Below are 13,660 nucleotides of genomic sequence, written 5' to 3' on the forward strand. Positions count from 1 at the left end.
TCCCGGCCGGGCCGGGTCAGCCGACCGGGGTCGGGAAGCCGCGACCGTGTTCCGCCTGCAACCGCAGCATGGCGTGCTCGACGACGGTCACCAGCACCTGCTTCACCGACTCGCGCCGCCGGGCGTCGCACATCACCAGCGGCACGTCCGGCGGGATCGCCAGCGCCTCGCGGACCTCGCCCAGCTCGTACTCGGGGGCGCCGTCGAACCGGTTCAGCGCCACCACGTACGGCAGCTTGCGGTTCTCGAAGTAGTCCAGCGGCGCGAAGGCGTCGGTGATCCGGCGGGTGTCCACCAGCACCGCGGCGCCCACCGCGCCCCGGATGATCTCGTCCCACATGAACCAGAAACGGGTCTGGCCCGGCGTGCCGAAGAGGTAGAGGATCAGGTCCTGGGCCATGGTGATCCGGCCGAAGTCCATGGCGACCGTGGTGGTCTCCTTGCCGGGCACCTTCGACGGGTCGTCGATGCCGACGCCGGCCGCCGTCATCACCGCCTCGGTGGTCAGCGGAGTGATCTCGGAGATCGCGCCGACCAGGGTCGTCTTGCCCACGCCGAAGCCGCCCGCGACCACGATCTTCGCGGAGATGATCTCCCGGCTGCGGCTCGCCCCGGCGGGGTCATAGTTCGCGAAGTCCACTTAGCACCCTTCCAAGCAGGTTCATCCGCTCCTCGTAGCCCTCGGCCGGAGCGGCGGTGTGTAGCGTCAGCAGGCCCTCGGCCACCATGTCGGCGACCAGCACCCGGGCGACCCCCAACGGCATCCGGGTGTACGCGGCGATCTCCGCCAGCGACTGCGCCCGGCCTTCGCAGACCGTGGCGATGCGGTGCTTGTCGTGCCCGGCGAACCGGGACTCGGCCACCGCCGTGGGACTGGCGGAGAGCACCGCCTCCAGGGCGATGACCTGCCGGGGCTCGGTGCGACCGCGGGTGACCGCGTACGGGCGCACGAGCTCGCCACGCGGGTCCGCACGGCGGTGGTCCATCCGCGGTCACCTCCTCTCCCCGACCGGAGCCCGACGGCCCCGGATCACGTGTCCCTGGTCGACGCGCGAGCCGGCGCGTCGCCGCCGGCTACGACCGCACCGCGTCCCGGGGCAGCGGCACCAGCGCGGCGCCGACCCGCTCGACCAGCAGTGCCATCTCGTAGCCGACCTGACCGACGTCGCAGCTGCGGGCCGCGAGCACGGCCATCGACGAGCCGTCGCTGATGGACATCAGGAACAGGTAGCCGCTGTCCATCTCGATGACCGTCTGCAGCACGCCGCCGGCGCTGAACATCCGCGCCGCGCCCTCGGTCAGGCTGACCACGCCGGAGGTGATCGCCGCCAGCTGGTCCGCCCGGTCCGCCGGCAGGTCCCGGGAGGAGGCGAGCAGCAGCCCGTCGGCGGACACCGCCACCACGTGGGCGATACCCGCCACGCTGTCGGCGAAGTTGGTGAGCAGCCAACCCATGTCCTGCATCGCAGCTGGCCTGTTCATCGGCTCGTCTCCTTGGTCGAGGTGCTGTTCTGGTCCGTCCCGGCCGACCGGCCGCGCTGTACGCCGCGGTGGTAGGCCGACAACAGGCCGCGTACGTCGTCCGGGGTGCGCCGGGTCCGTGCCCGGCCACCGCGCGGTTCGATGCCGCCCGGCACCAGCTGCGCCTGCGGGACCCGCTTGGGCAGCCCGGACCGGGTGGTTCCGCCGGCGGTGGGCTCGGCCGCCCGGCTGGCCCGGGACCAGCCCTCGTCGGCCGCCGTCCGCCAGGCCTCCGGGTCCGGCGCGGCGGCCGACGCCGCCGGGGTGGACGCGTCCGCGGCCGGTGGAGTGTACGACGGTGGCGGGGGCTGGGCGGGCGGCGGCGTGGCCGACGCCCCGGGGGAGCGGGTGGGCAGCGGTGGCCGCGCGGGCGTGGCCGCCGCCGGTTGCTGCGCCCCGGCCCCCGCGGTGGCGGACGGGTCCTGGTCGAAGTTGGGCCGGGCGAAGATGGTCGTCACGTCGTCGCCGTGCGAGCGGAACCAGACCGCTTCCATCTCCCGGAAGATCGGCGCCTCGGCCGGCTGCTCCGGGCGCGGAGTGATCGGCGCGGGAGGCGGCGCCAGGGGCGCGGTGGCGGCCAGGTCGGCGCCCAGCCCCCGGCCGAAGCCGGCGCTGGGGACGCCGCCGCCCGGGGCGCCGCCGGTCGCCGCGATCGGGCTCGTCGCGGGCGTGGTGGCGGCGGTGCCGGCGACCGGGCCGGCCGGCAGGAGCGGCCCGCCCTCGGCCGCCGCGCCCGGGGTACGCCGGGGCAGCCGGTCCAGCGTGGAGCGACCGCCGGCCGGCGTGCCGGCCTGGTCGGCGCCGAAGCCCGGGATGGCCGGCGGCGGCGGGGGGAGCGTCGGGTGGGTGGCCGGCAGGCCACCGGCCTGCACCGGGGCGGCCGTCTCCCGGGCCTGCTCCCGGGCCGGCCACGGCGCCGGCGCCGCCGGTTCGGTGCGCCACTGGTCGGGCAGGGTGGCCGCGGCGGTACGCCCGGCGAGCGGCTCGCCGAGCCCGGCGGTGGTCAGCGGGCTCTGCTCGACCGCGAGCGGCTGGCGCGGCCGGGTGATGGCCTGCTCGCGGTTGCGCAGGCTCGGCAGCACCACCGTGGCGGCGGGCAGCGTCACCTGGGCGACGGTGCCGCCCTCGACGTTGCGCCGCAGGTCCACCCGGATGCCGTAGCGGGCCGCGAGCCGGCTCACCACGGCCAGACCCATCAGCCGGAAGGCCGCGACGTCGACGCTCGGCGGGGCGGCCAGCCGCCGGTTGAGCGAGTCGAGCTGCTCGTCGGAGAGGCCCAGACCGCGGTCCTCGACCTGGATCAGCACGTAGTCGCGGATCCGTCGGCCGTCCGCCACCACGACGGTGTTCGGCGGCGAGAACCGGGTGGCGTTGTCGAGCAGTTCGGCGACCAGCCGGACCACGTCGTTGACCGCGTGCGCGGCGACCGAGACGTCGGTGTCGACGGTGCCGAACTCGATCCGGTTGTAGAGCTCCACCTCGGACTGCGCGGCCCGCAGCACGTCCACCAGGAGGGCGTCGTCGCGGCGCGGCACGGCGGAGTCGGCGCCGGCCAGCACCAGCAGGTTCTCGTCGTTGCGGCGCATCCGGGTGGCCAGGTGGTCCAGCTCGAAGAGCTGGGCCAGCCGCTTCGGGTCCTCCTCGCCGCGCTCGATCGCGTCCAGCTCGCCGATCATGCGGTCGACCAGGGTCTGACTACGGCGGGCCAGGTTCAGGAACATCGCCGAGACGCTGGTGCGCAGCGCGGCCTGTTCGGCCGCGACCCGGACCGCCTCCTTGTGGACCACGTTGAAGGCGAGCGCGACCTGGCCCACCTCGTCCCGGCTGTCCAGCTTGATCGGATCCCGGACCTCGCGGACGATCTCGTCGACGCCGCCATCGGAGACGCTGCCCATGTTCTGCAGCCGCTGCACCGCGTCCGGCAGGTCGTGGTTGGCCACCGAGAGCGCGCCCTCGCGCAGCCGGCGCAGCGAGTGGTTGAGCGAGCGGGCCAGCACCACCGCGAGCGTGACCGCGATGAGCAGGGTGAGCAGCACCAGCACCGATTCGATGACGGCCTGCCGGATCACCGCCGAGCGGGCGTCCTCGGCCTGGGCGAGCAGCCGGTCCTGCAGCCGGATCTCGGCCCACCGCATCAGGTCGTTGACGGCGCCGATGGCGGTGGTGGCGTCCTGGGCGCTGACCAGGGGACGCTGCCCGACCGAGCGGGTGATGTCGGCGGTCAGCCGGTCGGCCAGCACGACCGCGTCGCCGGAGACGGTGCTGTCGACCAGGGCGCGCTGGGCCGGGTCGGCGGCCAGCGAGAAGGCGATCAGCGCCTCCTGCTGGCTGGTCTGGGTGGCCACGAACGAGGAGAACTGCTCCTCGTCGAGTTCGCCGCTGCTGAGCGCGGTGAACGCGACGGACTCCTGCTCGGCGACCGCCGCCTTGGCGCGGGCGAAGGCCGCGACCGCCCGCCGGCTGTCCGACAACTCCTCGTCGCCGGGGAGTTGGGCGAGCCCGTCGCCGTAGGCGACCAGGTCCGCGACGATCACCCCGTAGCGCAGCGCCGCCTCGGCGACCGCCATCTGCTGCCGGTCCAGCACCTCCTGCCGGGTGCTGTCCAGCGTCTCCAGGTGGCTGTCGATGGTCGCCAGCCGGTCCCGGACCGCCGCCGGCGGCGTGCCGATGCGCTCCCGCTCCGCGCGGTACTCGTCGACCCGCTGCTGGGTCTGGCGCACCCGCAGGTTGAACGCGTCGGCCTGCTGCTGCGGGCTGGCCAGGAAGGCCGACGCCGCCATCCGCTCGGCGTGCACGGCCTGGGTGAGCGCGGAGACGTCGATGGAGAGCGCGGTGAGGGCCCGGGCCCGGGTGGCGTCGAAGGCCCCCTCACCCACGGAGACCAGCCGGACGGTGGCGAGCGCGATCACGGCCGCGACCGGCACCACGAGGATCAGCGCGAGCTTGGACCGGATCCGGACGTCGCGCAGGCGGGGCATTCGCCGGCGGGTGCGCGAACGCTTGTCGCCACTTTCGGGCAGGGTCGTCGGTCCGGTGCTCACGACATCGCCTCCGTCGTTTCTCCCACGCCTGACCCACCGACCCGTGCCTGGTGCAGCGGCCAGCGCCACGCGCGGCACGGGCGAGATTTCATCAGACGAGAAGTTTTTTGGGAAGCCGCAGGCGGGCAGGAAACGGTCGCACGGCACGCAACCCGTGATCCGGTCAACTGATACCTACATTTCCCCAAGCCCGTGAACAGGGCATGTGACTTCAGAGTGGTCATACGTGCCGGTAGCGTGAGCGTTTGCAAACATCTCGTGACCCCAACATGTGGGATCCGTATCCCGAAATGCCTCCGGCCACTGCCGCTTGACCGCAGCGCGCGGCGTTGGCATGGTTTTGCAGGCTTCGCGCACACCGTACGGCAGAAACCATACCGTCCCTCCACTGAGGACGGATTACCCGGCGGTGACCGGGCAGTAGTGCCCGGGCCGCACCTGGAGGACTGAGTTGAGCCCCATCCGCTCCGCGACCGCCGCGGCGCTCGCATCGGCCGTGCTGGCCACCACACTCACCGGCTGCCAGTTCGGCGCGGAGGAGCAGGACACAAGCCCCATCGTCATCGGTGCGGACCTCGAACTCTCCGGGGCGGCCGCGCCGGTCGGCAAGGCGTACCAGCGGGCCCTGGAACTCAAGGTCGACCAGCTGAACTCGTCCGGTGCGCTGAACGGCCGGAAGATCGAGCTGAAGGTGAAGGACAACCGGTCCGACGCGAGCGAGTCGCTGCGCAACATCGGCGAATTCAGCGACGATTCCCGGGTCAGCGCGATCATCATGGGCGGCTGCAACGAGTGCGCCGTCGGCGCCGCCCGGACCATCGACGAGAAGCGCGTCCCCACCATCGCCCTCGCCGCTGCCGGTGCGGTGGCCGACCCGGTGGCCCAGCGCCGGTACGTGTTCAAGCTGGCCCCGAACGCGGCCGACAGCGCCGCCGCCCTCACCGCCGAAATGCGCCGCGCCGGCGTCCGCAAGGTCGGCGTGCTGCACAGCGACGACGACTACGGCCGCGAGGGGCTGGCCGCGCTGAACCGCGAGTTCGCCAAGGCGAACATCAAGTCGCAGCGCGAGGTGGCGGTGCGGAACACCGCCACCGAGGTCGGCCAGCAGATCGGCGTCCTCACCGCGCGCGAGCCGGACGCGCTGGTCGTGTGGACCCCGCCGGAGCAGGCGATGCTCGCCGCGACCGCGGCCCAGCAGGCCGGTTTCGAGGGCTCGCTCTTCTTCGACGCCTCGGCCGCCGGCGACCTCTTCCTCGGCACCGCGGCGCGGGCCACCGAACGGGCCACGCTGATCTTCACCCAGACCATGGTGATCGATGACGTGATCGCCACCACTCCGGCGAAGGCGGCCCGCCGGCAGTGGTTCCAGGACTACACCGCCCGCTTCGGCGGCTACCACGGCTCGTCGTCGTTCGCCGCGGACGCGGTGCAGCTCATCGCCGACGCCGAACTGCGCGCCGGCGGGCCGGCCGGGCAGGTCAACCGGGACGGCATCCGGGACGTACTGGAGACGTCGCAGATGGACGGCCTGTCCGGGCCGATCCGGATGACCCCGGACAACCACTCCGGGCTGATGCCGCAGGCGCTCACCACGCTGGTGGCGCGGAACGGGCGTTGGCGGTTGGCTGGCTGATCTTCGGGCCTCTGGTGGTTCTGCCGCTGGCTGGTTTCGTCGTGGGCGCGGTGGGGTGTGGCCTACCGTGCTCGGCTCCGGCCGGTCAGGCTTGATCCCTGCGCCGGGCACGGTAGGCCACACACCCCGTGGGTGCCGGGCGTCGTGGACGGCTGCGGGCCGGTCTCCCATTCGGGGGGCCGGCCCGCCACACGTTGCGGTGGGGGATCTCCCACCGTCCCGTGTCGACGTATCCGTTGTCGGTCAGCGGCTGCTGGTGGTTTCGCGGAGCCAGGGGAGGGCCAGGCGCTCGACCAGGGAGAGGGCGCTGTAGAGCAGGATGCTCATCGCCGCGATCAGCACGATTGCGGCCCAGGCGGTCGCGGTGTCGCCGATGCCGTTGTACTGGAGGATCTGGTAGCCCAGGCCCGGCAGGTCCGAGTAGAACTCGCCGATCACCGCGCCGATCGCGGCCAGCGGCATCGCCACCTTCAGCCCGACGAAGATCTGCGGCAGCGCGGCCGGGAAGCGCACCTTGCGGAACGCCTGCCACCAGGAGGCGTTCAGCGACCGGGCCAGCTCGGCCAGGTCCGCCGGGGTGGTGGTGAGACCGGTCGCCGTGGAGAGCACGATCGGGAAGAAGCAGAGCAGGAAGACCATGGTCAGGATGGGCTTCTCACCCCAGCCGACCGAGACCACCAGCAGCGGGCCGAGAGCGATCTTCGGCACCGCGTTGACCGCCACCAGCAGCGGCGCGAACATCCGCTCGACCCGGCGGGAGGCGGCCAGCGCCATCCCGATCAGCACCCCGGCGACCGCCGAGAGCAGGAAGCCGACCAGCGTCATCAGGGTGGTCCAGCCCAACGCCGGCAGCAGCACGTCGACCGTCGAGGTCAGCGAGCTCCACACCGCCTGCGGTGGCGGCAGGGACGCCGGATGCACCAGTTCCAGCACCGAGGTGACCAGCCACCAGGCGGTCAGCGCGATCACCAGGCCGAGCAGCGGCAGGCCCACCGCTCCCGGGCGTACGTCCGACCGGCGGGCGGCCGGGACCGCCGGCGCCGTGGTGGACGCCCCCGGGGGTGCGCCGGGGTCCGTCGCCCGCCCCGCCCCGGTGGGGCCGGATCGGGTACCGGTCGTCTCCGTCACGGGTCCTCCTCTCCTGCCGGCCGCGGCCGGCACGCGACGGGGGTGCGCCCCCGGGGCATCCCGGTGGGCCGCACCCCCGCGGCACGCTCGACGTCGATCAGGCCTTCGGCGCGAGGTTGAAGTCGATGATCTGGTCGGGGGTGATGTTCTGCTTGAGCGACCCGGCGCCCTGCAGGATCGCGATGCTCTTGGCGACCCGGCCGCTGTCCAGGGTGCCGATCGCGGTGCCCGAGTTGCTGGACCGGACGTAGCCGGCCATCAGCTGAAGCTCGGCGGCGGCCGCGTCGATGTTGGTCGCGTCCACGTTCTTCTTCAGCAGCTCGGCCGCCTCCTTCGGGTTGGTCAGGCTGTACTCCAGGCCCTTGAGCAGGGCGGCGGTGAACCGCTTGACCATCTCCGGCTTCTCCTTGGCGATCTTCGCCGAGGTGATCAGCACGTTGCCGTACAGGTCCTGCATCACGTTGCTGTAGGGCAGCAGGACGGCCTTCTTCTTGGTGACCGCCTCGATGGTCGGCTGCCCGACGACGAACTGCCCGATGCCGTCCACCTGGCCGCTGGCCAGCATGCCCATCAGGCCCTGGGCATCACCGTTGACCCAGGTCACCTTGTTGGCGTCCACGCCGGCCATCCGGGCGTACGTCGGGAACAGGTTGCGGACCACGGAGCCGGGGGTGTCGGCGAGCTTCTTGCCCTCCAGGTCCTTCGGCGACGCGACGTTCTTACCCTCGACGGTGGCGATCGCGGCCATGGTGCGCTGCTGGATCGCGGCCACCGCGACGAAGTCCTTCGCCTGGCCGTTGCCGAGCTGGAGCAGGCCACCGGTCAGGTCGATCGGGCCGAACTGAGCCTGGCCCCCGACGATCGTCTGGATGACGGCGCCGGTGCCCTGGCCGGGCTTGATCTCGACGTCGAAGCCCGCGTCCTTGAAGAAGCCCTTCTCCTTCGCGACCCAGGCGTAGGAGTCGCGGCCGAAGTTGCCGAACGAGGTGAGGTAGGTCACCTTCTCCAGCGCCGCGCCCTCGGGGCCCTTGGCGTCGTCGCCGTTGTCCGAACCACCGCCGCATGCCGAAACCAGAGCCAGCGCGGTGGCCAGGGCGGCCGTGGCGACCGTACGGGTCAGCCTTCTCATCAGTGCACCATGTCCTTTCCGACCGGGGCCGGCGGGCCACCGGAGGGGTTGTCTGACGGCGTCGGCGGAGGGGGTGAAGCCGACACCACCGTCGTGAGGGGACTCTTCGCGGGCACAGCGTACGAGAACCAGACCTTTGTGATGCCAGGCGTACCGGGTTGCGGAACGGAAACAAAGTGACGTCCACCCCGGACGGTGCGTCATGGACACGAGCCGGATACCCTGTGCCGCGTTACTGATCGCCCACTCAGGGAGGGCCGCCGGGGATGATCCGACTGTCCGGGGTGTCCCGCACCTTCGACGGCCGCAGCGGCCGGGTCGAGGCGCTGCGCGGCATCGACCTCCACGTCGCGGAGGGCGAGTTCGTGGCCGTGCTCGGCCGCTCCGGCTGCGGCAAGTCCACCCTGCTCCGGTTGATCGCCGGCCTGCTCCCGGTGACCAGCGGCGAGATCACCGTGGCCGGTACGCCGATCACCCGCCCGCGCCGGGACATCGCGATGCTCTTCCAGCGGCCCGCCCTGCTGCCCTGGCGCACGGTGCTGGACAACGTCCTGCTGCCGGTGGAGATCTTCGGTTGGAAGCGGGCCAAGCACCGGGAGCGGGCCCGGCAACTGCTCGACCTGGCCGGCCTCGGCGGCTTCGAGAAGCGCCTGCCGCACGAGCTCTCCGGCGGCATGCAGCAGCGGGTCTCGCTGTGCCGGTCGCTGATCGGCGAGCCGCGGGTGATGCTGATGGACGAGCCGTTCTCCGCGCTCGACGCGCTCACCCGGGAGGAACTCGCCGGCGAGCTCCAGCGGATCCACATGGAGAGTTCGCCCAGCGTCGTCTTCGTCACCCACTCGATCGACGAGGCGGTCCTGCTGGCCGACCGGGTGGTGGTGCTCAGCCCCCGCCCCGGCCGGATCCGCCGGATCCTGGACGTGAACATCCCGCGGCCGCGCACCCTGGGCCGCAACGCGCACCTGGCCGACGTCGCCCAGGTCAGTGCAGACCTGCACGAGCTGCTCATGGAGCGGGACGCGCCGGCGCCCGCCGGCGCGGAGGGGCGATAACCGTGCGGGTCTGCGTCTTCACCGAGCCGCACCGCGGCGCCAGCTACGACGACCAGCTCCGGTTCGCCCGGCTGGCCGAGGCGGGCGGCTTCGAGGGCTTCTTCCGGGCCGACCACTACCAGTCGATGGGCGACGACCCGGGCCTGCCCGGCCCCACGGACGCCTGGCTGACCCTGGCCGCGCTGGCCCGGGAGACCACCCGGATCCGGCTCGGCACCCTGGTCACCTCGGCCACCTTCCGGCTGCCCGGCCCGCTGGCCGTGATGGTGGCCCAGGTCGACCAGATGAGTGGCGGCCGGGTCGAGCTGGGCATCGGCGCCGGCTGGTACGAGCGGGAACACACCTCGTACGGCATCCCGTTCCCCGGCGTGACCGAGCGGTTCGACCGGCTGGCCGAACAGCTAGAGGTGATCACCGGGCTGTGGCGGACCCCGCCCGGCGAGACGTACAGCTTCACCGGCGCCCACTACCGGCTGGTGGACGCGCCAGCGCTGCCGAAGCCGGTGCAGCGCCCCGGGCCGCCGGTGATCATCGGCGGGCGCGGTCCGAAGCGCACCCCGGAACTGGCCGCCCGGTACGCGGACGAGTTCAACATGCCGTTCAAGTCGGTGGCCGAGACCGCCGACGCGTACGAGCGGGTGCGGGAGGCCAGCGACCGGACCGGACGGGCCACGTCCGGGCGGGCGCCGCTGGTGCTCTCCGCCGGGATCGTGGTGGCGATCGGCCGCACCGACGCCGAGGCCCAGCGGCGGGCCGCCCCGCTGCACGTCAAGAGCGCCCTCCCGCCGGAGGACCCGGTGGTGGGCTCGCCGGCGCAACTGGTCGACCGGATCGGCGAGTTCGCCGCCGCCGGCGCGACCCGGGTGCACCTGCGCCTGATCGACTTCGCCGACCTGGACCACCTCGAGCTCATCGCCGCCGAGGTGCTCCCCCACCTGGACGGAGACCGATGACCGAGGTGATCGAGGAGCACGAGCTCGGGCCGGTGGGCCAGGAGATCGTGTACGAGAACGACCGGGTACGGGTGTGGCACATCCGGCTCGAACCCGGCGAGCGGCAGCCGCTGCACCGGCACGACCACCCGTACCTGGTGGTGGCGATCCAGGGCGCGAAGAACGTGGTGCAGACGATCGACGGCACCCGGATCGACGCCGACGAGCCGACCGGCGGCGTGGTCTACCGGGACCCGGGCGCCATCCACATGCTCACCAACGTCGGGGACACCACCTACCTGGCTCGCCTCGTCGAACTCAAGTAGACCCGCCGCGAGCAGGGCCGCCACGCCGCACGGCGCGCCGGTGGCGATCGGGCGCACCGGACCGTAACGTGCCGGACATGGCCTTTCGGACCTGGAGCAGACTGCTGCTCACGGCGCTCGGGGTGAGCCTGCTGGCCGGCGCCGGTCAGCTCGGCCTCGCGTACGGCTTCGGCATCCTGCGGCTCACCGGCAGCTTCACCGGTGTCACCGTCAACCAGTGGCCGGCCCAGCTCGTCTGGGTGGGCTGGTGCGCGGCGAACGCCGCGGTGATCGGTGCCGTCCTCACCGAACGCGTCGCCCGGCGGGACGGGGCGCTCACCGGCACCGGACGGCAGTTGGCCGTCGCGGCCGCCGCCGCGCTCGGCGCCACCGTGGTCGCGCCCCTGTGCATGCAGCCCGCCCGGGCCGCCGAGCTCATCTCCGTCGACCCGGTCTGGGCGGTCGGCATCTGCGCCGTCCTCGGCGCGGTGGTGGGCGCGGGTGCCGCGCTGGCCGTCCTGCTGAAGCCGCCGGTCGGCTGGAACATGGCAGCGGTCGCCGGGACGCTCTGGCTGCTCGCGCTGCTGTCGGCCGTACCGTCGTTCTCCGCGACCGGCGCGCTGCCGCTGGTCCGGCTCGGGGTCTTCGAGCCCGCCTGGCTCGACGCGGACGCGGCCCAGCGCCTGGCGATGCTGGTGCTGCCCACCATCGCCCTGCTCGCCGGCGCGGCGACCGGGGCGCTGGCCCGCTGGCGCGGGCACCCGCCGCTGGTGGCCGGGGCGACCGGGGTGGCCGGACCGGTGCTGGTGGCGTTCGGCTACCTGGCCGCCGGTCCCGGTGACGCCGTCGACCGCTACCAGCTCGCGCCCTACTACGGCGCCCTGCTCGCGGTCGCCGCCGGCGCGCTCGGCTCGGCCGCCGCCGCGCTGGCGCGCCGGCCGTCCGGCGCGGCCGCTCCCGCGCCCCGGGCCATCGAGCCGACCGACATCCTGCGGCCGCTGCCCGCCGGCCCGGCCCTGCCCGGCGCGGCCGAGGCGGGACCGGAGCGGGCCGACCGGGCCGGCGGACCGGCCGGTGTCCGGGTGGCCGGCGCCGACCTGGCCGCCCGGCCCGAGGCGGGCGCGGTGGGCACCGCGCCCGGCACCGAACCAGCGGGTCAGGCCACCCCGCCGCACTGGGACTGGCCGGCGACCGGCACGACCGGCGCGACCGGCGTCCCGCCCCGCACCGCCGACCGCGGCGCGGACGCCGCCACCGACCCGGCGGCGGACCGGGCGACCGGGGTGGATGCCGTGGCCGCGCCGGCCCCCGCCCCACGCCCCGCACACCCGGCCGAGCCGGTGACGGCGGTGACGGCGGTGACGGGTGACCTGCCGGGCGACCCGGCACCGGCCAGCGCCGCGCACGCCGGTGGCATGGCGACGAGGGCGCCGGGCGACCCGGCGAGCGGCACCCCGGCGGGCGGGCAGTCGGAGCCCGTCGCGGCGGACGACGCGGCCGAGCAGCCCGGCGGCGCCGGGCGGACGAGGAAGGGGCGGTCGTCCCGCGCCACGGCGGCCCCGGCGGCCGGCCGGTCGACCCGCCGGGCAACCGCCGCCGAGGAGCCGGCGACCGCCGCGTCGACCGACGCGGACGCGGTCGCCGCGACGCCCGCCGAGCCCGCCCCGCGGCCCCGCCGGACCCGTAAGGCGAAGGCCACCGCCAAGCGTGCCGACGCGACCACCCCGACCGCCGACCCGGCGGCGGCCGGCGCCCCGTCCGCCGGGACGCCGGCGCCCGGCGGCGCCGCGACCAGCCCAGCGTCCAGCGGTACGTCGGCCGGTCCGGCGTCCGGTGACGCTTCGACCGGACCGGCACCCGACGGCGCTCCGGCCGGCGGCGGCGCTTCGGTCAGCCCGGTGTTCAGCGGCGCCTCCACCGGACCGGCACCGGACAGCGCCCCGACCAGCCCGGCCGGCGGCGGCGCTTCGACCGGCCCGGCGGCGTCCGGCAGGGCCTCGGTCAGCCCGGCCGCGTCCGGCCGCGTACCGACCAGCCCGGCGGCACCGGGCGGTGCTTCGACCGGGTCGGCGCCGGCCGCACCGCTCGGCGCCACGGCCGACCCGGCCACGACCGGCGGCGCGGACGCCACCGGTACCCCGATCACCGGCATCGAAGCGGCGGCGACCGCGGTGCCGTCCGGGCCCACCACCGAACCCACGCCCGCCGGCGCGGACCCCGCCACCGGGCCCACGCCCCCGACCGGGGACGGCGCACCGGCGGCCGGCAAGCGGCGCGAGGGGACGCGCGAACCGGCCCGACCGGTCCTCAAGCCGGTACCGGCACCCGCCACGCCCACTGCCGACCGGCCGGCCGCCCCGCGCTCCAGCTGGCCGGTCGCACCGGCGTGGTCGGCGCCGCCCCGGCCCACCTCCGCCGAGCGGGACGAGGCGACCGCCGTACCCGAGGACACGACCGGGCACCGGCCCCGGCACCGCGCCCCCCTGCCCGACCTCGACCGGGCCGCGAGCTGGGAGGCCCTGGCCACCGCCCGGCGCGCCGGCCCGACGGCACCCACGGACGCCACATCGGAGGGACCGGCCGGCGGCGAGGACACGACGCCCGATGGCGCGGCGGCCGGCGCGGGCGAACAGAACGGCGGGCGGCTCCGCGGCCGGCTCGGGCTGTTCCGGCGCAACCGGGCCCGGACGACCGACGAGAGCGGCGCCGGCGAGACCGAGGCGGAGCCGCTGGCGGCGCAGGACGAGGAGTACGTCGACTGGGTGGCCGGGCTGGGCCGCCCGCTGGCGGACAACGAGCCGGAGCAGGAGAGCGGCCGCCGCTCGCTGCGCTCCAGCGGCCGCCACCACCGCGACTGACGTGGTGTGGGTGCGGTTGTCGTCGCTGGAGCGACAACGACCGCACCCACAACGCCGGTCA

The 13,660-nt window shown here is 74.5% G+C and carries 11 protein-coding genes; 5 read left to right on the top strand and 6 right to left on the bottom strand.

All coding sequences use genetic code 11. The features are described 5' to 3' along the window. Window positions 1-16: 16 nt before the first annotated feature. From Q3W71_RS12785 to Q3W71_RS12800, 4 genes are all read right to left on the bottom strand, one after another. Entirely contained in the window at window positions 17-640 is a 624-nt protein-coding gene (locus Q3W71_RS12785) for an ATP/GTP-binding protein (RefSeq protein WP_302919494.1), read from the bottom strand. Further along, window positions 621-986, bottom strand: coding sequence for a DUF742 domain-containing protein (locus Q3W71_RS12790; protein WP_302919495.1), 366 nt, complete (start codon window positions 984-986; stop codon window positions 621-623). The genes Q3W71_RS12785 and Q3W71_RS12790 overlap by 20 nt, the downstream gene beginning before the upstream one ends. Window positions 987-1,074: 88 nt before the next feature. Continuing rightward, window positions 1,075-1,482, bottom strand: coding sequence for a roadblock/LC7 domain-containing protein (locus Q3W71_RS12795; RefSeq protein WP_030329975.1), 408 nt, complete (start codon window positions 1,480-1,482; stop codon window positions 1,075-1,077). After that, complete coding sequence (locus tag Q3W71_RS12800) at window positions 1,479-4,562, bottom strand: sensor histidine kinase (RefSeq protein WP_302919496.1); 3,084 nt, start codon at window positions 4,560-4,562, stop codon at window positions 1,479-1,481. Before Q3W71_RS12800 ends, Q3W71_RS12795 begins: the two co-directional genes overlap by 4 nt. A gap of 451 nt (window positions 4,563-5,013) precedes the next feature. Between Q3W71_RS12800 and Q3W71_RS12805 the strand changes: the two genes are divergently transcribed. Continuing rightward, the gene (locus Q3W71_RS12805; RefSeq protein ID WP_302919497.1) at window positions 5,014-6,195 is read left to right on the top strand and encodes an ABC transporter substrate-binding protein; all 1,182 of its coding nucleotides are present in this window, start codon (window positions 5,014-5,016) and stop codon (window positions 6,193-6,195) included. Window positions 6,196-6,438: 243 nt separating this feature from the next. Here the strand turns inward: Q3W71_RS12805 and Q3W71_RS12810 are convergent, their stop codons facing one another. Continuing rightward, window positions 6,439-7,323 carry an ABC transporter permease gene (locus tag Q3W71_RS12810; protein WP_302919498.1) on the bottom strand — a complete coding sequence of 295 codons (885 nt, stop codon included), beginning with the start codon at window positions 7,321-7,323 and terminating at the stop codon, window positions 6,439-6,441. 97 nt (window positions 7,324-7,420) lie between these two features. Next, window positions 7,421-8,452: an ABC transporter substrate-binding protein gene (locus tag Q3W71_RS12815; protein WP_302919499.1), complete on the bottom strand. Its 1,032-nt coding sequence runs from the start codon at window positions 8,450-8,452 to the stop codon at window positions 7,421-7,423. A gap of 266 nt (window positions 8,453-8,718) precedes the next feature. Here Q3W71_RS12815 and Q3W71_RS12820 point away from each other — a divergent pair, with 266 nt between their 5' ends. The 4 genes from Q3W71_RS12820 (at window position 8,719) to Q3W71_RS12835 (ending at window position 13,599) form a co-directional block, all read left to right on the top strand. After that, complete coding sequence (locus Q3W71_RS12820; RefSeq protein ID WP_302919500.1) at window positions 8,719-9,504, top strand: ABC transporter ATP-binding protein; 786 nt, start codon at window positions 8,719-8,721, stop codon at window positions 9,502-9,504. A gap of 2 nt (window positions 9,505-9,506) precedes the next feature. Then, window positions 9,507-10,457, top strand: coding sequence for an LLM class F420-dependent oxidoreductase (locus Q3W71_RS12825; protein WP_302919501.1), 951 nt, complete (start codon window positions 9,507-9,509; stop codon window positions 10,455-10,457). Next, window positions 10,454-10,762, top strand: coding sequence for a cupin (locus Q3W71_RS12830; RefSeq protein WP_302919502.1), 309 nt, complete (start codon window positions 10,454-10,456; stop codon window positions 10,760-10,762). The genes Q3W71_RS12825 and Q3W71_RS12830 overlap by 4 nt, the downstream gene beginning before the upstream one ends. A gap of 77 nt (window positions 10,763-10,839) precedes the next feature. Beyond that, window positions 10,840-13,599, top strand: coding sequence for a hypothetical protein (locus tag Q3W71_RS12835; RefSeq protein ID WP_302919503.1), 2,760 nt, complete (start codon window positions 10,840-10,842; stop codon window positions 13,597-13,599). Window positions 13,600-13,660 lie beyond the last annotated feature (61 nt).

This window comes from Micromonospora sp. C28SCA-DRY-2, assembly GCF_030519475.1.
GTDB lineage: Bacteria > Actinomycetota > Actinomycetes > Mycobacteriales > Micromonosporaceae > Micromonospora.

What these genes read in the sequence shown, in the direction of transcription:
- Q3W71_RS12790 (WP_302919495.1), bottom strand. Translation starts at nt 986, where the DNA reads ATGGACCACCGCCGTGCGGACCCGCGTGGCGAGCTCGTGCGCCCGTAC.
- Q3W71_RS12795 (WP_030329975.1), bottom strand. Translation starts at nt 1,482, where the DNA reads ATGAACAGGCCAGCTGCGATGCAGGACATGGGTTGGCTGCTCACCAAC.
- Q3W71_RS12815 (WP_302919499.1), bottom strand. Translation starts at nt 8,452, where the DNA reads ATGAGAAGGCTGACCCGTACGGTCGCCACGGCCGCCCTGGCCACCGCG.
- Q3W71_RS12820 (WP_302919500.1), top strand. Translation starts at nt 8,719, where the DNA reads ATGATCCGACTGTCCGGGGTGTCCCGCACCTTCGACGGCCGCAGCGGC.
- Q3W71_RS12830 (WP_302919502.1), top strand. Translation starts at nt 10,454, where the DNA reads ATGACCGAGGTGATCGAGGAGCACGAGCTCGGGCCGGTGGGCCAGGAG.
- Q3W71_RS12835 (WP_302919503.1), top strand. Translation starts at nt 10,840, where the DNA reads ATGGCCTTTCGGACCTGGAGCAGACTGCTGCTCACGGCGCTCGGGGTG.